A 19633-nucleotide genomic window follows, 5' to 3' on the forward strand; every position below is an offset into this window, starting at 1 on the left:
GTCCGTTGATTATCTGGTTGGGAACTTAGACGAAGAATCAGATGAATTAGACAATATTGAATTACTTTTCCGTATGAACTCAAAAGGACTGACCGAAGAAGAAAAGGAAATTTTTAAAAAAGAGTTGATTGAGTTTATGGAAGAACGGAAGCAAGCCTTTAAAAAAGGTGACTTGCTTTAAGTGAAGCTTCGACAAGCTATGAGGTTAAAAATATGATAGATTTTTTTGAAAAATATCCTTTTATACGTAAGACATGGAAGAAAGATTTTCCTCTAACTGATAAGGATTTTAGTTCTCTAGGAGATGGTATTTATTATGCTTTTGATCATTGGAACGATTATGGCTATAGAACATTGTATGCATTGACAGCAAAAATTGAAGGTGAAATTTACGATTTTGGTAGTCTTAAAATATCATTCATTCCTTACCAGCATGAAAAGGAAATAGACTTACAATCGATTCTTGTTCAAGATGAAGGATATAATCTGATTTCACTTGGAGATAAAGAGTATTATGAATTTTTAAATAATTTTCTATCCTCACCTGAAAAAGATGAGTATTTCAAAAAAATGGGGGATATTGCTTATGATTTAAATAGACTAGATGAGTCAATTAAGCATGATTCAATTTATCATCCCATAGAGGACTATTATTTATTGAAGCATTCTTTTTTACGTAGTGTTTCTTTAAGTGAAATCAGAAATCAGTTGCATAGATTGAGTATGGGTGGAAAATATATCGATGAATATCAAATTAGTATTGTCGATAAAAATGAAAACAATGTTTTAGAATTTAGCAAGAATCCACATTCATTAGAATATTTTCCAGATACTTTATATGCAATTGTAGGGAATAATGGAGCTGGGAAAACCTATTTTATAAAAAATTTGATTGATCTTTATATTAAAAAAAATAGTGATTTATTTAATAATATTACTTCTAATATAAATCAATTTGAGTCAATTGTATTAATTTCATATAGTCCTTTTGATACTGGAATTATAAAGAAAGATAGCGAAAATTATAAATTCATTGGAATCGATTTCAATAAGACGACTAGTTTAGAGGATTATATTACTAAGGAAATAAAAACACTTTTTACGGAGGCAACAACCCCCAAAAATGAAAGTAGAACTAAAAAAATTATAGATAAATTTTCCTTTGATCCGTTGTTTATTCGAATTCTTCCATTGATTGAAGAGAGAAATTTATCAGAAGAAATAATTAATGAATTAAGTTCTGGTCAAAAAATAGTTTTACTGAGTTTATTGAATTTGATTATTAAGGTCTTTGAAAAAACACTTGTAATTATTGACGAACCTGAACTATTCTTACACCCTCCACTTTTAAAGGCGTATATTAGGGCAGTAGAAGAAATTGTTGAGGAAGGAAATGGTGTTTGTTTATTAGCAACCCACTCTGCAATCGTACTTCAGGAAATACCTAATACAAATATCAGGAAGTTAAAATATGATTTTGATAGACATAGGGGTAGTATAGTGAAACTATCAAGTAAAACTTATGGAGAAAGTGTTAGCTTTATTAATGATACTATTTTTGGTACTGACTTAAGAAATACAGGTTTCTATAAAGTATTACAAGATAAAATAGATGAAGAACAAATTTCAGATAGTTTTGAAGCCGCTTTGGGCAGTGAAGCAAGAATTATATTACGGCTATCGAAGGAATTAAAAACAAATGAAGAAGATTGACGAACCGGATTTTAAAGTTTCTGATGTATGTGATACTGCAATCACTGATTCTTCAAATAAGGAAGATCAGAACATCAAGGATGTTTTCACACAAGTAGATTCAGCAGAGTGGAAAGCACAGCTAGAGTTGTATGAGGGAATCTATCTTGACAATAGACATCAATTGTATACTATGGAAGAGATGGACGATGCATATGGTATAACTGTTAAACAAATGGAAGGTATTTTCAATTATTGTATGAAGGATAGTCATGGTTATAAGGATAGACTATATTCTCTGACTCCAGATAGATGTCCTATTTGTGATAAGCGGTGGGGATTTAATGATAAAAATTTAGATCATGTTTTACCAAAGTCTAAATTTCCTCAATTTGCTATAACTCCCTGTAATCTTGTTACAACTTGCTGGACCTGTAATAAGCGAAAACGTCATGGATATGGTAAAGATGAATCGACAGGTGTTTTTAATGCGTATTTTCATGGAGTTTCTTTAGCAAAGTATATAAAATGTTATATATATGCATCTAGGGGGGATATCGTGGTAAATGTTCATTTAACATCTTTTGATGAATCTGAAATACAAGATGAGAATCAATATCTAAGACTAAAGTATTGGTTTGAACGATTATATAATCTAGATCAGATGTATAAGATTAACGTCGGAAATAATATTTTAAAGTTAATCGATGAATTTGCTAGGAGTGATATATCAGAACGTTTAATCTCAGAAGAATTTTTACGTAAGGACTTTCAAACGAACTATGATGAATATAATAGATTTGATTTTTCAGATGGTTTGATATCAGATGAATTTTTGATATTTATAATGTATGATTCGTTAGCAAATAAATCTCCGAATGAATTGATATCCATAATTAAGGAAAAGATTCTTGCTAGAAGATCAGAGATTGATTCTGCTAAGTTTGAGGATATATTTTAGAATTTTCAGTAGACAATTGTCTACTTTTTTTGTATAATAAACTCAACCATTCTGGTTTAGTTTGTCAGATGTTGAGATTTAAAGGAGGTGTTATTCATTGGATGAATTATATTTACGAGTAAGTGAAATCACAAAACAAACCCTCTACTTTTTTATGAAAAAGGAGGAAATTTCGATTCTGAATTATCACTTTCACTATTATTTTGCTTATTGCATTCATGAGAATAACATTCAAGTCATCAGTCACCACTTTTCAAATCATAAAATTGAAGGTTTGACAGTTATTGATAAACTAGGGACGAGTTTTTCCTATGAGCAAGACAATCCAGTGACCAAGCGTCACTTTACCTTGTGTCATGAATTAGGCCACTTTATCTTGAAACACGATGGTTCTTATTTTACAGAATCAGTGGATAATCAGGAATCTATTATAGAGAGAGAAGCCAATGTATTTTCAGCTATTGTTCTGATGCCTGATATTGTGCTATTATCCAAGATTTACTACTCTTGCGATTCTTTCCAAAAGATCAAAGAGGATCTAGAAGTTTCAAAGCAGGCACTTTATTTTCGGCTGATTGACTTGTTGAGAGTTTATCAAGTGGATACTGAATCAGCCATCAAGCAGGCAGTAGATGAATACCTAGACGGTCAAAACGCCTCCCTTCACCATTACTTTCATAAGCTGAAAAAAATATTGATTGAAGAGTTCAATCAATATCAACCCTCGCTTATAGCACGGCTAAAGAAGAGATTGAAACAAACCAATTTCGTGACGAGTCAAGAACTACCAGAATTGCTTGACCAGACACGATGGGATGAAATCAGGAAGATAAAGTATTTTAAAGTGTGGCTTGTTTACAATAAGGGAAAATCTTTAGCTTACGTGTGGGATAGCAACAAACTATCAGAGACAGAAGCTAGAAGAAAGGCAAATTTAGAATTATTAGTCATGTGAGGAGAAACATGTATCAACCAGAAAAATTAAAAGCTCGGAGGAAAGAGCTAAAACTAACACAAAAAGATATTGCAGATAAGCTAGGAATTAGCTATCAAGCCTATTCTGCTTGGGAACGTGGAGTCAAAGAACCTTCTACTGAGAAAGTGGCATTATTAGAGAAACTTTTGAACGTCCCCAAAGGCTATTTCACTGAGATAGAGATTGTCAGACTCTATAATGTCCTCTCACCCAATGGAAAAGAACAAGTTGTGTCTTATGCTCGTGACTTAGTTACAGAAGAACAGAATAAGAAGGTGGTCCCTATTGCTGAACCACGTTATGAATATCGGGTCTATGAAGAAATGTCTGCTGGTCTTGGAGCCACTATCTATGGAGAAAAAGAATACGATACGGTCTACTATAATGAGGAGTTAGGACATGATTTCGCCTCTTGGGTTTCAGGGGACTCTATGGATCCTAAATACCCGAATGGATCCGTTGCCCTTATTCGTGAGACAGGCTTTGATTATAATGGGGCAGTTTATGCAGTTGTTTGGAATGAGCAGACCTATATCAAGCGTGTCTACTTGGAAGAAGACGGCTTACGCCTCGTTTCCATCAATAAAAAATACAAAGACAAATTTGCTCCTTATGACGATGATCCTCGGATTGTCGGAAAAATTGTCGGAAACTTTATGCCTCTGGAGGACTAGGTTATGGGAATCATTGACTATTCAAAAGAGCCTGTCAGTGATATTGCCTTTATTGATATGAAATCCTTCTATGCAAGCGTTGAGTGTGTGGATCGAGGGCTTCATCCTCTTAAAACCTCCCTCTGCGTGATGAGTCGAGCGGATAATTCTGCTGGATTAATATTGGCATCATCACCTATGTTTAAGAAAGTATTTGGAAAAAAGAATGTTGGTCGGGCTTATGATTTACCTTTTGACGTTAAAACCAGAAAATTTTCTTTCTATAATGCAAAAAAACAGGGACTTCCAACGGATCCAGACTTTGTACGCTATATTGAGGAATGGGCGAAGACCACCTTTATCGTTCCACCTCGAATGGACAAGTACATTGAGGTTAATATGGAAATACAACGAGTTTTCAAAGATTACGGTAGCCCCAATGAAATATACCCTTATTCAATTGATGAGGGATTTATTGACCTAACGACTTCTCTTAACTACTTTGTTAGCGATCAGACCATATCCCGAAAAGATAAATTGGATATGATTTCTGCTAAGATTCAAAAGGATATTTGGCGAAAGACAGGTATTTACTCAACTGTGGGTATGTCAAATAGTAATCCCTTGCTTGCTAAGCTAGCCCTAGACAATGAAGCTAAGAAAATGCCCACCATGCGTGCTAATTGGTCTTATGAAGACGTAGAAAGCAAGGTTTGGGCAATTCCTAATATGACGGATTTTTGGGGGATTGGTCATCGTATGGAAAAGAGATTAAATGACCTGGGAATCTTTTCTGTTAAGGAACTTGCTAATAGTAATCCCGACTTACTAAAAAAGTCTTTGGGAGTAGTAGGGCTACGTCTCTGGTTTTACGCAAATGGAGTAGATGAAAGCAATGTTAATAATCCATATAAACCAAAGAGCACTGGACTAGGTAACTCCCAAGTCTTACCAAGAGATTATGTCAAGCAACGGGATATTGAGATTGTTCTTCGAGAGATGGCAGAACAGGTTGCTATTCGTCTTAGACGAGCAGGTAAGAAAACAACTGTCGTCTCTGTTCATGTAGGCTATTCCAAACAGGAAAATAAAAAATCAATTAACACACAAAAAAAGATTGAACCAACTAATCATACGGACACGCTAACTAATGTAGTTTTACAGTTATTTCATCAGAAATACAGTTCAGGTGCTGTAAGGAACATTGCCGTTAACTATTCGGGTTTGGTGGATGAATCGTTTGGACTCATTTCTTTATTTGATGATGTTGAAAAAATAGAAAAAGAAGAAAGGCTCCAATCAGCGATTGACAGCATACGAGATCAGTTTGGGTTCACTTCACTTTTAAAAGCCAATGCGCTTGAGTCAGCATCAAGAAGCATCGCTAGAAGTAAACTAATTGGAGGTCATTCTGCTGGTGGACTAGATGGTTTAAAATGATTGATCGTTCCTATTTACCCTATCAGTCAGCCCGAGAATATCAAGACTCAGGTATGCAAAAATGGATGGGCTTCTTTTTATCTGAACATACCACGTCACTAGGAGAAGAAAAATATCGTGTCGATCTAACCAGTGACTTGAACAGAACAGAAAAACTATTATTACTTTCTCAGCTCTATGTTGGGAATTTAAAGGGGCGCTTTATAGTCAAACAAAAAGCTAAAAAAACAACCTTAATTGGGGAGGTGGGGGAAATTGCAGTAAAGGCAATATCCATCAAAACACTTGAAGGATGCCAACTGATTGAAGTGGAAGACATCCTGGACATTCAACTATTAGAAGAGGTTGTCTATGAGTAGAAAAGAACTTTATGAAAATAAATTGCAGATGGATTACTTCTCAGAAGGCTATATCCGATTCGAAGAAGACTTCCAAAAATATTCAGCGATGAATGTGCCTTTGACCTTCTTAATTGATGACATCCTAAGAACAATGGCAATGAATCAGAAAAACTACTTCAAACTTAATAAAGAGAATTCTAAAGATGGATGGAACCATTATTTTTACTTCCGAATAGAAAGTGGACAAGATAGTAACTTAATCAGAAAATATTGGTATATAGGTTCAAAATAGCATTACTATGCAGTTAATGCTATTTTTTTGAACTTTAAAAGGTTATAATAGTTCTAACTATGATCAGCTATGGGGCATTTAGTTAAGTACTGACATACTTAAACAATCCTATAGGTCTCTTGGCATACAGGAGAAGCGTATGACTTTTGAAGCACTAATTGCACAAATTGATGAATTAGCGGAAACACAACTTGGTCGCGGGACCTATTTTGAATATCTAGTACGTGCATGTTTAAAGAATGAACCAACCTACAAGAATGAATTCATAGGTGTTTGGATGTTGGCTGATGTCCCAGATAGCTATAGAATTCCTAAAATCGATATAGGCGTAGACTTAGTGGCGAAGAAGCATACTGGTGAACTGGAGCTATTCAGACTAAATTTTATAATCATAGTAACCAAAAGTCAGACATTGATTCCTTCCTCGGTGAACTTGGTCAATAGTCTACGAAGTTTGAAGTGGAGGAGTAGTTTTGGAGATATTACATGACTTAATTGTTAATCTAATTGTTGCGGTTATTACTTTTCTTGTATCGACAATATTTAATAATAGACGTAGAATTAAAATATGGTCTCAATCTCTTATTCGATGGAACAAAGATATAAGATTGAGTTGTGCTTACCTATTTCAAATTAAACAGACTAATGGCCGCTATTTGCTGATAAAAGGGAGAAGAATAGACCAATATCAACCTATAGGAGGTGTTTATAAATATCATGATTCCTTCAAAGGGCTAAAAGAAGAATTAGAGTTGAAAGATGAATCTGAGACTCGATTTTATGAAGGTGGAGATCTAAGATTAATAACAAAAGGGAAGCACCTTGTACAGTTTATTAACTGGTTTGATACGAGAAAAAATAGGGAAGTAACTGTAATTAGAGAGCTTATTGAAGAATTAGAACCTGCTGGAATTTCTATAGAGGACCTAGTAACAAAGTCGCAAGTTGAATATCTAAAAACTGTCAAAGAACCAATCATGTTTTCAACTTACTTTCAAATGGATGAATTAAAAATATTTGACATTTTTGAAGCAAGAATACCTACAGAAATATTAGACAAAGTATTAGAAAATGATGATTATTTTCTAATAGAGGCTGAGGATATAGAAAAAAATTGTTTTGCTAAAGACGGACTTTCTAAAAAGATTTCTGCAACCTCGAAGTATATTGTTTAGGAGGAAGATACTTTGACAGATATTACTATCTCAAAAGAGATTAAATCAATTATGGAAGAATTGGATGTTTCGTATTCGAAATATGAAATAGCTACTAATAGGTACAATTCTATTGCTAACTATATCAAAAATTCAGAACTTAGCAAAAATAGCCCAGATATATACTTGCAAGGATCGTTTAAATTGGGAACAGCCATCAAGCCATTAACAGAAGATGGAGCTTTTGATATTGATATAGTTTGCAACTTCACAAAGTTAAGAAGAAACGACCAATCTCAATATTCTTTGAAAAATAATCTTGGGGAAATTGTTAAGAGTTACGCTAAGGCTCAGTCAATGTCCAGTGGGCCAGAGGAAAGCAAACGCTGCTGGACATTAAAATATGTTGATGAAAGCAATTTTCATATAGACATACTGCCGTCAGTCCCTTTAAACGAAAAAAATGATGGGTTTATAGCAATCACGGATAAAACTCATGAAAACTATTTTGAAATTACTTCTAATTGGGAGACAAGTAACCCAAAAGAGTACGCTAAGTGGTTTAGAGATCTTTCAAAGTTCGCTATCTATCATAAAGAAGTTGCTAAAAGATTTTCTGCATCTATTGAAAAAGTTCCTGAATATAGAGTTAGAACTCCCTTGCAAAGGATTGTTCAAATCTTGAAAAGACATGCTGAGGTTTGTTTTGAAAAAGATATTGAATATAAACCAAGTTCTATAATCATCACGACATTAGCAGCAAAGCAATATCAGGCTGCCAGTACAATTTATAGTGATTTTTTAGATATTATAAACTATGTTATTGAACACTTGAAGGATGCTATTGATTTTAGAGATGGAAAACCTTGTGTATATAATCCTGTAAATAAGGACGAAGTTCTATCTAATAAATGGGATAAAGATAGTAGCTATTTTGAAGCATTTGAAAAATGGTTGGAACAACTTAAATTAGATTTTAATGTAGGAAATTATAATTTATCTTATTTAGATAAAATAAAATTTATAAGGACTAGCTTATTTAAGAATAGTGGAGAACAATTCCCAATTGTTAATGTCAATTCTATAAGTCATCATCAAAATTCAAAATGGAAAGAGTTTTTGATAGAAGATGTATCAATAAAGGCAAGTTATCTATATAAAGGATTTAGGTGGAAAAAGATTGAAAGCGGAACAAAATTGAATAAACATGGTAGTCTTAAATTTGAAGTACAGGCTAATAGTATACTAGGGTATGAGATTTGGTGGCAAGTGACAAATACAGGCAGGGAAGCTGAATTAGCAAATTCTTTACGAGGTGGATTTTACAATTCTGAGTTAGTAGAAGGTAAAAGAGTTAGAAAAGAAAGTACTCTTTACACTGGTAGACATTATGTAGAAGCATATCTAGTCAAGAATGGAATTTGTTATGGGAAAAGTATTCCGTTTGAGATTATTATAACCGATAAATTTTCAATGGATTTTGCACATTGACGGAGATTAACCGGTAAGCTGTTTATTTGATATTTCCCTTCCTTCAATCAAACTCATTCTAAATTTTTGAATGAAAAAGATGTCGGACTTTGTTGATAATCGAGATAAAGCTAATCTAAAATTACTTGAAACCCAGACTTGTGAAAATGGATTTTACAAAAAGTATGAACTAGAATTTAGTGAAATATGTTTCAAAACACTTCCTCCCTATCCAAGTTCGGATAGGGTTTTTCATCGTTTATAACTCGTTTTAGTATCTCGACACTTTCCATCAGATGGAAGATGTCAATTTTTCTTCTACGATCATCAGCATTTTTTTCTATATTCTCGCAATGTCGTTTGATATGCCATAAGGATTTTTGAATGTTATCTTCTTTTAAATTTTTCATACTCCTATCTTATCAGATAAACGTTCAAAAATAATGTTTATTTCCTCAAATGATCAAAATATAGTCTGAAAAGCACTAAAAAATAAATAAAGAGAAATCTTTGACCTTATTTTTAGAGAGATAACAAAAACGCTTCAAAATTAAAGCGTTTTTGTTGTATAAAGACTAACGAATAGCTTGAAAATTTTACTTATTGTTGTATTTCTTCAAGGCATTTTTATATGCTTCACTGTCCTTTTTGTAATAGTCTTGTTTCGTTCCTGAAATATCGACAGTGAACACGCCATCTTCAAAGGTGTAGCTCTCTTTTCGACTAATGATATTTGAGCCCGTCAATTCGATTGTTGAATTATCTTTATCAATTGTAAAAGCATCAGCCTCTCCTTTATTGATAGTTCCTTTGTTACCTGAAATGGTAAAAGCGACTTCATTTCTACTCTCGTTTATCCAATAGTATTCACCATCTAAAGAATTACTTGATTGGTTGGAACATGCAATTAATAAAATTGCAGATAGAGACACTAAAAGTAATGTGATAAATCTTTTCATTTGCTTAACTCCTTTTCTTGTATTATATCAAAGAAATATTACAGATGTAATACAGTAATTTTTTAAGGTTGGTTTACTTCTTTCGGGAAAATAGTTATTTTTCGGAAAAAAATATTTATAGTTGATACCGTGTATTATGGTATAATCGATATGTAAGCGTTTTATCAAAAGGTAAAACTAAACGATTTTGACGATTATAAATTTTATTAATTCTTAGTTTATGAGGTTGATTATGGCAGATGAAAATATATTTGTAATGGCTGGGGGAACAGGACTATCTTCCCCCTTCCTCAATACGATTGAAAATAAAATATCAAAAGATGTTATTATTTCAGCATTAAAAGAAGAGAATAAAGATTTAGAAGATATTACTGAAAGTGAAGAAGAGTCATTCTCTATCTGGGGATATAGCGAATTTGATAATAATTTAAAAAATAACCCTCCACAAAAGGGTGACATTGTGTTTATTACAAGTAATAACGCAGCAATATATATAGCAACAATTTTAGAAGTTTCTGAGTCTAATGTTTTAAATTACATTTGGGCAGGAAGACAGAGTTGGAAGTACAAACTTATATTCGAAAATGTAATTCGGATATTTATCCCTTATCCTAAAAGTGGAAAAAAAGAAAAGTGGTTTGAGGAACATTCTTTTTCTCCAGGCGTATCTAATATTAAGAAAGTTATAGAGTGTTATAAAAATGGTATAGGCTTTAGACGAATTATTGATTTGGATGATAAAATAGGACCTATTCAAGGTGCTTTAAAACTTGGAATAAGTAAAGATAAAGTCTTAGGAAACTTTTCTGAATATTGTATTAAAACTAATTTTGAATGTATAGTGAAGGAGATTTAAAATGAATTCAGATTATAAGATCCCTATAAAATTTAGTCTTAAAAATGTTGGTGGCAGTTTTAATTACTATGATAAAATTGATTCACTACATTGTATTGTTGGGGAAAACGGTGTAGGGAAAACAAGATTGTTAAATTCTATAATTGAGAAAAATAGTAGTAATTTTCTAGATATATCGTATGAGAGTGGGACTGATGAAGGTAAATATTCTGTTGTAAAATTTTCTGCTTCGGTAGAGTTGGGAGACTCAAAAAAATTGAGAGATTATTCTTTTGATGTTTCAACCTCAGCGATGTTAAGAAAAATGAATCTAATATATTTAAATAGAGAGGATTCAATTAATCAAGTTAAAGTAATAATTGAAGATTTTAAAAAAGAAAAGTCACATAATAAAGATAGTGGGAAATTAAATGATCTAATTAAGTTTTCTAATAAAAGACTATGTATAAAATTAACTCCAGCTGGCGAAGGAATACATAAATACAAAAAATCTTATTTTAGCGGAGACCCATTAAAAAAATATTTAAATAAAAGTTTAAAAAGAGTAGAAAAGATTTTAGAAAAAAATTTTCAAGATAGGAATTCGAGGATTATAACAAATATTTTAATTATGAAATTTTTTTCAGTCCTTACGAATGAGATTATAGAAATTGGAATGACTCTTAGTGATAAGAGAATGGAGAAATTATATAGTTCTAAGGTTTCTTCTTTATTCGAAAACATAAATTATAGAAATTTGACCCCCCAAAAAATTTTTTATAGTGATTTAAAGGATATTTTAAACATTAATGGTGACAGAGAGTTAGATGCGGATAATATCATAAAAGATGTAAAATACATGATTATATAGTGCAGCTGAGAGCCGAATAAACCAATTTTTCATTAATAATTTATAATCAGAAGAACTATTCATTTATTTAGAGAGGATAATTCATTGCATTCGATTTAGATATAATGGAACTTATTCTTCAAATGTGCTTCACTTCTCAGACTGATGATGCTGTAGAACCATCTAGTGAATGGCTAGAATTTTTGTAAAAGCTCTATATGAAAATATATCTGGAGAGAGTTTTGGAGTACCAATGTATAGTTTTGTAAATGAACATAGTGAACTCACAATTATACCGACTGAACCATAGAAAAGAGACCTTGTCAAACCAGGTTTTAAACAAGTTCGTAAAGCATCACAATTCTCAAAATGTGGGTCAGCATGAATATATCAACGTTTACATACATCCAGGAGGAATCTCTTGGGTGCTTTTTTATTTGATAAAGCTTATAACTAGATTTAAAGTTGCTGGTAGTTATAAAAGTGTAATAAATATTTTAAAATACGTCATCTATTTCCAAATTTGGATAGGGCTTTTCATTGTTCAAAATTCGACTTAGTGTTTCAACACTAGATTTCAAATGTAATAACTCAGTTTTGCTCAATTCATTTTCATAATTGTTCTCTATATTTATACAATGACGCTTAATATGCCATAATGCTCGTTGAATATTTTTTTCTTTTAAAGTTTTCATGACTATATCATAATATAACCAATATCAAAATAGAATTTTTTTCTCAATTGTTCAAAATTTAACCTGAACTGTGCTAATGGAACTACGCTTTTAATTGGGTAGCTTATTATTAATTTATTTCAGCTGAAGTATAAAATTAAATGTTTTAATAAAAAAAGCAAGCATTTATAGCTTGCTTAAGAAATTAAAGATTCCGATCCTGGACTTTACGAAGTAGTTTTTCTTTGTCTTCTTCAAGTTCAAGTTGATGAATTTTAGCGTGGCAATTTGGACAAACTGCAATTGCATTTTCAATTGTGTCTTCGCCGCCTCTTGATAAGTACTCAATATGGTGAACATGTAAAAATGGTTTACCCTTTACTTCAAAGGGAGCTTTATTATCACATAATTGACAAATTCCATTAGCATGTTCCTTTACATATTCTTTTATTTCTGGAGAACGTTCATGGGTAAAAGTAGATACTTTTCTAACAAGATGTTTATTTTTATTTAATTTGCTTTTTTCAATTGCTAATTCTTTAATTTCCTGAATAGTTTTACGTGATATTGATTTTTCTAATTTCTTTTTATTTTGTATTAATGTCTCATTATTTGGGCAATACTCTGAGGTTTTTAATTTTAGAGGGAATTTATAGACAATACGCTTATTATTATTTTTATCGGGTTCAGTTACATTGTAAGGTGGTTCAGCAAGTTTAACTATACCTGCATAGGTGTACTCCGTGTCCTTAAATACTTCAAATAAATGTACAGTAACACCGTTTTTAGCCGAATCCTTTAAAGTTCTATTCTGAGCAAAATCAAGTTTTTGATCACCTACTTGTCCCATTCCGGTATAGTGAAGCATATTATCTACCCATGTATCATGGTATATAGATTTACCTGTTTGTTTTGATATGAGAACGAGAGTATTAGTTGTATTTGATTTTCTCATACCACCTTGTTTGGAACATTTAAAAACTTTGGCAATAACGTCATTAGTATAGATGTTATTTATTTTCAAATCATCAATAGTCTTGATATTGCTAATATTCTGAGTGTTTGTCATAAAAACCTCCTAATCATACTACTAATTGTAGTATACCATAATTTGAATACATATGTTAAATTTCAGAGTTCAGTAGTTCTACTTGTTTTTAATATATAAAATTAATTTTTGGGACAGAAGAATATACTGTTAAACAGAAAAACTCTATGAATATTAGATAGTTTACTTTAAAACGACTTAGATTTATCTAAGCCGTTCTAAAATAAGTTAAATTCTGTGTTAGTGTTTATTATTCTATTCTTCGCTAATTCTACAAATTCAGATTCTTTTTCTATACCAATAAAATTACGATTAAGTTTTTTACAAGCAACTGCAGTAGTCCCGCTTCCCATAAAGGGGTCTAATATAAGTGCATTTTCTTTTGTAGAAGCTAAAAGTAGTCTTTCCAAAAGATACAAAGGTTTTTGTGTAGGGTGTTTTCCGAACTTTTTTTCTTTTGGTGAGGTAAGTGGCCCAGACCAAACATCTTTCATTTGTTTACCGTTATTGATTTCTCGCATTAGATCATAGTTGAAAAAATGTTTATTATTTTTAATATCTTTTTTAGCCCACAATACTGTCTCGGTACTGTGAGTGAAAGATCTTCTTGCTAAATTCGGCGGTGGATTGAGCTTCTGCCAAGTAATATTGTTGATAATTTTAAAGCCTTCTTGCTCTAGAGCCATGCCGATGGAGTATATGTTGTGAAGAGTACCACTAATCCAAATAGTACCATCATCAGTTAATACTCGTTTACATTTTTTAATCCAGTTTCTATTGAATTTGTGTTTTTCAGCAGTAGTTAGGCTCTTATCCCAATCCCCTTTATTTACACTAACTTGTTTTCCACCAGAATTTGTAAAGCCATCATTTGATAGAAAATATGGTGGATCAGCAAAGATGCAGTTGACCGATTTAGATTTTATTTTTTTTAATATTTCAAACGAATCTCCATTAACAAGAATAGTAGAATCATTTTCAAAATAAGGAGTAAAGTTTTTGGGAAATACTTTTTTCATTGTTAAACCTCAAGTTCATAATTTGTAATTATGACTTCTTTCCCAACTCTATTTTTAGCATCACTATTGATCATACGTTTAACATTGACTTCTTTGACATGAAAATCTTTGTATAAATCTCTGATGAACTCTGTATTATGATTGGTGAGAATACAGTAAACTCCATTTTTTGTTAATTTTTTAAAAAGGTTTGCTAAACGAATGTGTTCTTCCGTGCTGAAACCTTCTTTAGTGTAAGAATCAAAAGAAGTAGGATTTAGTGGAGCATAAGGAGAATCGAAGAAAACGAGGTCTCCTTTTTTTGCTTTAACAGCTGTTTTTTCGAAATCTTGATTGTAAATATCTACCGTTTGCAGAAATTGAGAAATTTGTACTAAATTATCTCGTTCATAAATGTTGATAGTAGTTTTTTGGTTAGATGGAACATTGAAAAGACCTTTAGAATTAACTCTGTATAGACCATTGAAACACGCTTTATTGAGATACAAGAAAAGGGCACTTCTATTTAAGGATTCATTATCATCAAAAATAATTTGGTTGAAATTATCTCGTTGTTGATAGTAGAATTCTTTGGCTTTTTCTTTATCGCCACACGAATTGTGCTCATTTTGGAGTTTATCCAGTAATGGAAATAATTTATCGAGGTTGTGTTTTATATCGTTATATGTCCCAATTAAGACGTGATTATTATCGCTGATAACTGAGTTTTTATGTTCTAATTCAAGGAGTAGAGCTCCACCACCGATAAAAGGTTCAAAATATTGATTGAAATTTGAGGGCATAATTTTTGTTAATTCGGGAATTAGTTGTCTTTTTCCACCCGCCCATTTTACAAAAGGTTGCAAGTGATAGACCTCCTTCTTAATTTTATTGATAGAACATTAGCAGGTTCTATTATATCAGATAATTAAAAGAATAGAAAATATCTGAAAAGTGATCTATAATAGATCAAATTGATTTTTGTTTGAAATGGATTGAGTTGATTTAAAAATAAAGATAGAATGGGGAATTCTGAAATGAAACTACATGAAGCTGAAAGAAAGTTGAATGAGATTGCCAATATTAAATTTAAAGACTTATTTACTGCCGGAGAATTGCAAACTATCATAGTTAATAAAGGCAAGACCGGACAACTTTTAGAATTAGCTTTAGGGATGCAACTATCCAACACAAATAGAGATTTTGAGGATGGGGAATTGAAGACTAATAAGTGTGACGAAACAGGCAAACCAAAAGAAACGATTTTTATTACTCAGGTTAGTAGCATGATCGATGATTTGTTGCAGAATATACCGTTTGAAGAAACATCACTTTTTGAAAAAATTGACAATATTTTGTATGTTCCCGTTTGTAAAGTCGGAGAACCAGCAGAATGGTCGTTTTTAGAGAGCATCCATGTTGATTTGAATGAAGAACGATTCTTTAGTTTGAGGGAACAACTACACAACGATTATGATACAATTTGTCAGTTGTTGAACCATCATATTGAAACCAGCGATGATGGATTTATCCATACTTCAAACGGGAAATTCATGCAAATAAGAAGCAAGGATTCTAAACCATATCATCCAATTTATTCAAATGTGTATGGTAGAGAGGTTTCGAACAAGAATCATGCTTTCTATTTTAAAAAGCAATTTGTAGGGGAAATCAGAAGAATCCTTGGTTTGTAATGTAGGAGATTTTTAATGTCTGAGTTTGTTATAAAAAAATATGGATATGCCTTCTTTACTTTTAAAGATGGAGAGTATACTATTGGTTGTTTTTCTTATAATGGGAAAGTCGTTATAAGAAAGAGACAAAATAGTGGCAGTTGTCAAATTGAGAAGAAAGATATTATGCGTATCTTGAACAATTTACTATCAGAAGATTCAATTGCTTCATTGTTAACGACAAACTTTAAAAACTTGTCAAAATACTTAGGTATACACTCTGATGGGTATGATTTACAAGGACTAATTACTGATATTGAGGGTTTAAAAATCGATAATATCGATTTCAGTAAAGAAGGTTTTTATCCACATTACTTATTGTTGAAACTGTTGGATAAAAAAGAATCTGTTCATGGATCACAAGAAACAACAAAAACTTATAATTTATATTTTAGATTCTTAAAACAAGTTGGTGCGATCCCAGAAAGTAGTAGGAGAAAAAAAGAATATCGGGATGTTAGCTACTCAAACCCAGATTACCATGCTAATGAATTGATTAAGGAAATTTTGATTTCTGATAAATATATCTTATATATACATCAAGGGTCCTTTTCTGAGTTTGATATGGTGCTAAAATATAGGGTTTTAAAAGATGGAGTATGGAGTAGGCTTCGTACTCCAAAACATATTCATTGGTCAGTAGATTTGGTTTTAAAAAAGCAAATTCAAAAAGAACTGTCAATTCATTTTATTGAAAAATTACTTGATTATTGGAATTCTATTGAAAGTCCTATGAAAACTAATGATGATAGGAATAGAATCATTCAAGAATGTATTTCTACTTCATTGGAAGAAGAATATAGAGAGTTGGATAGTATAGGTGAGTATCCGGTTGAGTTTTTATGGGTAATGGCGTTGCTTTTAATACAACAAGAAAAAGCTAACAACTTCAATGCGTTTATGTTTAAGGATTTATTAACTTCCTTGAAGGAAAATGATGAGATTTACAAAATTATTTCAACTGCAACACATAGATAAAAGCGAAGTGAAAGAAAATATTTTGAAGAGAATCAAGTGATTTAGATAAATTAAAAAGCCATTCAGTGTATATAAACTGAATGACTTTTCTTTTAGTTGTGTAATTCATTGTACTTCTAGAGTGCTTCTTTATAAGCATCAGCACCTTCTTTAGATGACACATCTTCAGTTGTTTTTACTATTGACGGTGAATCTGTAGTACTCTCCCTTCTCAATCGTACCTTCAGTATCTTTGATAGAGAATGACAACTCATTTCTTAGGTATTTTTCGGTATCAATCTAATAGTAGTTGCCATCTAGGTTGTATTGTGATGAACAAAAAATGAGAAGAAAAGCTGATAAGGGAAGAAGTAGGAGTGTTAAGATTTTTTTCATGATGAAATTCTCCTTTTCTACTATTTTGATAGATAACTCTACTTGAGTGTTTACACATAATTATTGACAGTATCAAAAATTCCGAATTGATCTAGAATTTTAGTCCAAAATGATCTATAATAGATCAAATTATATTTTAAAAAGCACTGTCATTATTATTTTGATAGGTTTTAAAGTGGGAAAAGGGGAGTTATGTCTAATCACGAAATTACTTATAGTTTTTCAAATAGTGGAACAAGAAATGAAGTACGAATGAGAGTGGTAGAGAAATTTTCACAAGAAGAAGCGGGTGTGGGAAGAGGAAATGATGCTTCTAAATACAAATATTTTGTTGAAACTTTAGAAAGTGGCGATAGAGTATATCTACAAAGACCTGCAAATTTACATAATGGTTTTGATTTTTTAGTTTGTGTCGAAAATATGAATTATTCAGAACCTAATAAACGAAAAAGAAACTATCCTAAACATACAGATTTTGGTTTAGACCTTCAAAAGAAAAAAGAGTCAGATCCAGAGATGTATAAAAAGTTATATGATTTACTACTAAAAGTTTTTGAGTGTGAAGAGATTACAGATTCTGAAATAAGAGCTATAACATTTAATATAGGCTATCCTACTGATCAAATTGTAAAAACGATTAAATGGTTATTTATTGAACAGGATATACGTTATTGGAACTATTCTGGAAGAAATATGACGTGGGGTGTTATACCCAAGAGAGACTAGGGTAAAAATATGAACAATAGAATACCCACTAAACATGGTGGTGGTTCAAAAACTAATAAAAATGGGTTATTGTTTGAACAAATTACGTCATTAGATGATGCTTTGGAAGAGGCAGGGATTGAAGTGATACAGCATAGAGTGTTTAAAAATAATGTTCTTATAGGCTATTCCGTTTCAAAATCAAAGTTGTATAGTATTTTTTTAAAACCAAGAGGAATAAATTATAAAGAATACAATTCAAAACAGTGGCAGCCAGATGAGTGCTTTATAAATGAACAAAATAAATTCGCCTATATTATTGACAAGAAATTTCAAAACTCTTCAGGAATTGTGGATGAAAAATTACTCGGGTGTCATTTAAAAAATGGAATATGAGAAATTATTTACTTCTTTAGGTTATAAGGTTAAATACTTCTGTGTTTTCAATGATTGGTTTAAACACGAACAATATGAAGATACAAAAAATTATATCAAGAAAATGGGATGTGATTACTTCTTTAATTCTATCCCACTAGATAAATTAAGTTTGTAGTAAAAATAAATGAAAGCAGGATTATATGTGGGGAAAACAAAATTATAGAGACTTCAATGAATTGAAAAAACCAATTCGGGAAATGGCAGTTTCAACTTCAGGAAATACAATAGTTTATAATCTTGGAAATAAAAAAGTAAATCCAGATAAATTTCAAGTTAGTCTTATTGAAGAAGTAAATAATGAAAAAAGAGCTTACAGTATGGGAGACGCTGATTATTTTAACATCATAAAAAAATACTATAAAGGGGATAACATCAAGGTAATAGACCTAGCAATAAAAACGTTCGTTAAGTTTATTGATAAAGCTGCAGGCTTCTATGATACCTACGGCAGTTCAGAGAAAGGGAAAGATTACTCGGGAAAATTTGATATTTATTCTGAAAATACTTTTGGATATCAAAATCAAGATATTATTGAAAAGATAAAGAAATTTCAAGAATGGTATTTATCTCAAGAAATTTCGGATGAAAATTCGGAGTTAGAAGAAGCGCTCATTATTATATTTTTAGCCATGATATCTGAGTGGTATTATTTAGGGAAATATAATAATAAGTCTAAGTGGCAGCATAGAGTAAAATTATTTGGTATTTATCAGGTAGAAACAGGCAAGCTTTCTCCTGAAGAAGCAGCTCAATGGTCAAAAAAAAGAGAAAATACTTCAAAATTTGGAGATTTATGTAGAAGTATGAAAATATTTGATAAAGAATTTTACTTAAAAAAATAATATTTTAAAACTATAATAGTGAGTTCAATTAAGAGGAGGTAGATTAGTTTATTCCCCTATTTAAGAAATATTGATTCAAATTTTATGAAATGAATCAGTAGATATCGTTCTGAAAAGACTTGGTATTACGCTGTTTTTAGCCCAAATGAAACTCATACTTTCCAAACCAGGTCTTAAGAAAGCTCGTAAAGCATCACAATTTAGTAAACGTTAATTCGA

23 protein-coding genes and 2 pseudogenes are annotated in these 19633 nt (G+C 31.5%); 19 read left to right on the forward strand and 6 right to left on the reverse strand.

The genetic code is table 11. From position 1 onward, the window contains the following. The 11 genes and pseudogenes from GMD1S_RS12435 to GMD1S_RS09310 all read left to right on the forward strand — a co-directional run. A pseudogene (locus GMD1S_RS12435) lies at positions 1-181 on the forward strand (transcriptional regulator); the annotation flags it as partial. Between the two features lie 32 nt (positions 182-213). Continuing rightward, positions 214-1713 (forward strand): AAA family ATPase, encoded by a 1500-nt coding sequence (locus GMD1S_RS09265; RefSeq protein WP_000564715.1) that lies wholly within the window; start codon positions 214-216, stop codon positions 1711-1713. Further along, positions 1700-2653: an HNH endonuclease gene (locus GMD1S_RS09270; RefSeq protein WP_000717712.1), complete on the forward strand. Its 954-nt coding sequence runs from the start codon at positions 1700-1702 to the stop codon at positions 2651-2653. Before GMD1S_RS09265 ends, GMD1S_RS09270 begins: the two co-directional genes overlap by 14 nt. 97 nt (positions 2654-2750) lie before the next feature. Next, the gene (locus tag GMD1S_RS09275; RefSeq protein ID WP_000344041.1) at positions 2751-3608 is read left to right on the forward strand and encodes an ImmA/IrrE family metallo-endopeptidase; all 858 of its coding nucleotides are present in this window, start codon (positions 2751-2753) and stop codon (positions 3606-3608) included. An 8-nt stretch (positions 3609-3616) separates the two neighbouring features. After that, positions 3617-4303 (forward strand): XRE family transcriptional regulator, encoded by a 687-nt coding sequence (locus GMD1S_RS09280; RefSeq protein ID WP_000284659.1) that lies wholly within the window; start codon positions 3617-3619, stop codon positions 4301-4303. A gap of 3 nt (positions 4304-4306) precedes the next feature. Next, positions 4307-5722: a Y-family DNA polymerase gene (locus tag GMD1S_RS09285; protein ID WP_000511335.1), complete on the forward strand. Its 1416-nt coding sequence runs from the start codon at positions 4307-4309 to the stop codon at positions 5720-5722. Continuing rightward, positions 5719-6081, forward strand: coding sequence for a hypothetical protein (locus GMD1S_RS09290; protein WP_000567226.1), 363 nt, complete (start codon positions 5719-5721; stop codon positions 6079-6081). The genes GMD1S_RS09285 and GMD1S_RS09290 overlap by 4 nt, the downstream gene beginning before the upstream one ends. Then, positions 6074-6355, forward strand: a complete 282-nt coding sequence (locus GMD1S_RS09295; RefSeq protein ID WP_000087382.1) for a DUF5960 family protein — start codon at positions 6074-6076, stop codon at positions 6353-6355. The genes GMD1S_RS09290 and GMD1S_RS09295 overlap by 8 nt, the downstream gene beginning before the upstream one ends. A 139-nt stretch (positions 6356-6494) precedes the next feature. Further along, positions 6495-6845 (forward strand): restriction endonuclease, encoded by a 351-nt coding sequence (locus GMD1S_RS09300; RefSeq protein WP_008282466.1) that lies wholly within the window; start codon positions 6495-6497, stop codon positions 6843-6845. Next, positions 6829-7530, forward strand: a complete 702-nt coding sequence (locus GMD1S_RS09305) for an SMODS-associated NUDIX domain-containing protein (protein WP_000404289.1) — start codon at positions 6829-6831, stop codon at positions 7528-7530. The genes GMD1S_RS09300 and GMD1S_RS09305 overlap by 17 nt, the downstream gene beginning before the upstream one ends. 12 nt (positions 7531-7542) lie before the next feature. Continuing rightward, positions 7543-9000: a nucleotidyltransferase gene (locus GMD1S_RS09310; RefSeq protein ID WP_000129936.1), complete on the forward strand. Its 1458-nt coding sequence runs from the start codon at positions 7543-7545 to the stop codon at positions 8998-9000. Between the two features lie 191 nt (positions 9001-9191). On the opposite strand, the gene GMD1S_RS12440 is transcribed toward GMD1S_RS09310, so the two are convergent. Both GMD1S_RS12440 and GMD1S_RS09320 read right to left on the reverse strand, forming a co-directional pair. Continuing rightward, on the reverse strand, positions 9192-9389 hold the full coding sequence (locus GMD1S_RS12440) for a hypothetical protein (RefSeq protein WP_000793099.1): 198 nt from the start codon (positions 9387-9389) through the stop codon (positions 9192-9194). 186 nt (positions 9390-9575) lie between these two features. Then, positions 9576-9938: a hypothetical protein gene (locus tag GMD1S_RS09320; RefSeq protein ID WP_000819423.1), complete on the reverse strand. Its 363-nt coding sequence runs from the start codon at positions 9936-9938 to the stop codon at positions 9576-9578. A 232-nt stretch (positions 9939-10170) separates the two neighbouring features. On the opposite strand from GMD1S_RS09320, the gene GMD1S_RS09325 reads away from it, so the two are divergent. Beyond that, the gene (locus GMD1S_RS09325) at positions 10171-10794 is read left to right on the forward strand and encodes a hypothetical protein (RefSeq protein ID WP_000752836.1); all 624 of its coding nucleotides are present in this window, start codon (positions 10171-10173) and stop codon (positions 10792-10794) included. A 1-nt stretch (position 10795) separates the two neighbouring features. Further along, positions 10796-11644, forward strand: a complete 849-nt coding sequence (locus GMD1S_RS09330; RefSeq protein ID WP_001083557.1) for a hypothetical protein — start codon at positions 10796-10798, stop codon at positions 11642-11644. Between the two features lie 476 nt (positions 11645-12120). On the opposite strand, the gene GMD1S_RS12445 is transcribed toward GMD1S_RS09330, so the two are convergent. The 4 genes from GMD1S_RS12445 to GMD1S_RS09350 all read right to left on the reverse strand — a co-directional run bounded on the left by GMD1S_RS12445 (position 12121) and on the right by GMD1S_RS09350 (position 15209). Continuing rightward, positions 12121-12318: a hypothetical protein gene (locus GMD1S_RS12445; protein ID WP_081502087.1), complete on the reverse strand. Its 198-nt coding sequence runs from the start codon at positions 12316-12318 to the stop codon at positions 12121-12123. A gap of 184 nt (positions 12319-12502) precedes the next feature. Continuing rightward, on the reverse strand, positions 12503-13366 hold the full coding sequence (locus tag GMD1S_RS09340) for an HNH endonuclease (protein ID WP_000185763.1): 864 nt from the start codon (positions 13364-13366) through the stop codon (positions 12503-12505). Positions 13367-13563: 197 nt separating this feature from the next. Next, positions 13564-14364 carry a DNA-methyltransferase gene (locus tag GMD1S_RS09345; RefSeq protein WP_000755287.1) on the reverse strand — a complete coding sequence of 267 codons (801 nt, stop codon included), beginning with the start codon at positions 14362-14364 and terminating at the stop codon, positions 13564-13566. A gap of 2 nt (positions 14365-14366) precedes the next feature. Then, positions 14367-15209 (reverse strand): DNA adenine methylase, encoded by an 843-nt coding sequence (locus GMD1S_RS09350; protein WP_001182267.1) that lies wholly within the window; start codon positions 15207-15209, stop codon positions 14367-14369. Between the two features lie 171 nt (positions 15210-15380). Here GMD1S_RS09350 and GMD1S_RS09355 point away from each other — a divergent pair, with 171 nt between their 5' ends. The 6 genes and pseudogenes from GMD1S_RS09355 to GMD1S_RS12615 form a co-directional block, all read left to right on the forward strand. Next, entirely contained in the window at positions 15381-16037 is a 657-nt protein-coding gene (locus tag GMD1S_RS09355) for a MutH/Sau3AI family endonuclease (protein WP_000766070.1), read from the forward strand. A 15-nt stretch (positions 16038-16052) separates the two neighbouring features. Next, complete coding sequence (locus tag GMD1S_RS09360) at positions 16053-17054, forward strand: hypothetical protein (protein WP_001288894.1); 1002 nt, start codon at positions 16053-16055, stop codon at positions 17052-17054. A 567-nt stretch (positions 17055-17621) separates the two neighbouring features. Next, positions 17622-18155, forward strand: a complete 534-nt coding sequence (locus GMD1S_RS09365; protein WP_000064905.1) for a hypothetical protein — start codon at positions 17622-17624, stop codon at positions 18153-18155. A 9-nt stretch (positions 18156-18164) separates the two neighbouring features. Next, entirely contained in the window at positions 18165-18530 is a 366-nt protein-coding gene (locus GMD1S_RS09370; RefSeq protein WP_008282470.1) for a hypothetical protein, read from the forward strand. 182 nt (positions 18531-18712) lie between these two features. Next, entirely contained in the window at positions 18713-19414 is a 702-nt protein-coding gene (locus GMD1S_RS09375) for a DUF7004 family protein (protein WP_000264479.1), read from the forward strand. 109 nt (positions 19415-19523) lie between these two features. Further along, positions 19524-19628, forward strand: a pseudogene (locus tag GMD1S_RS12615) (30S ribosomal protein S9); the annotation flags it as partial. Positions 19629-19633: the final 5 nt, after the last annotated feature.

The sequence above is a fragment of the Streptococcus sp. GMD1S genome, from assembly GCF_000296875.1.
GTDB lineage: Bacteria > Bacillota > Bacilli > Lactobacillales > Streptococcaceae > Streptococcus.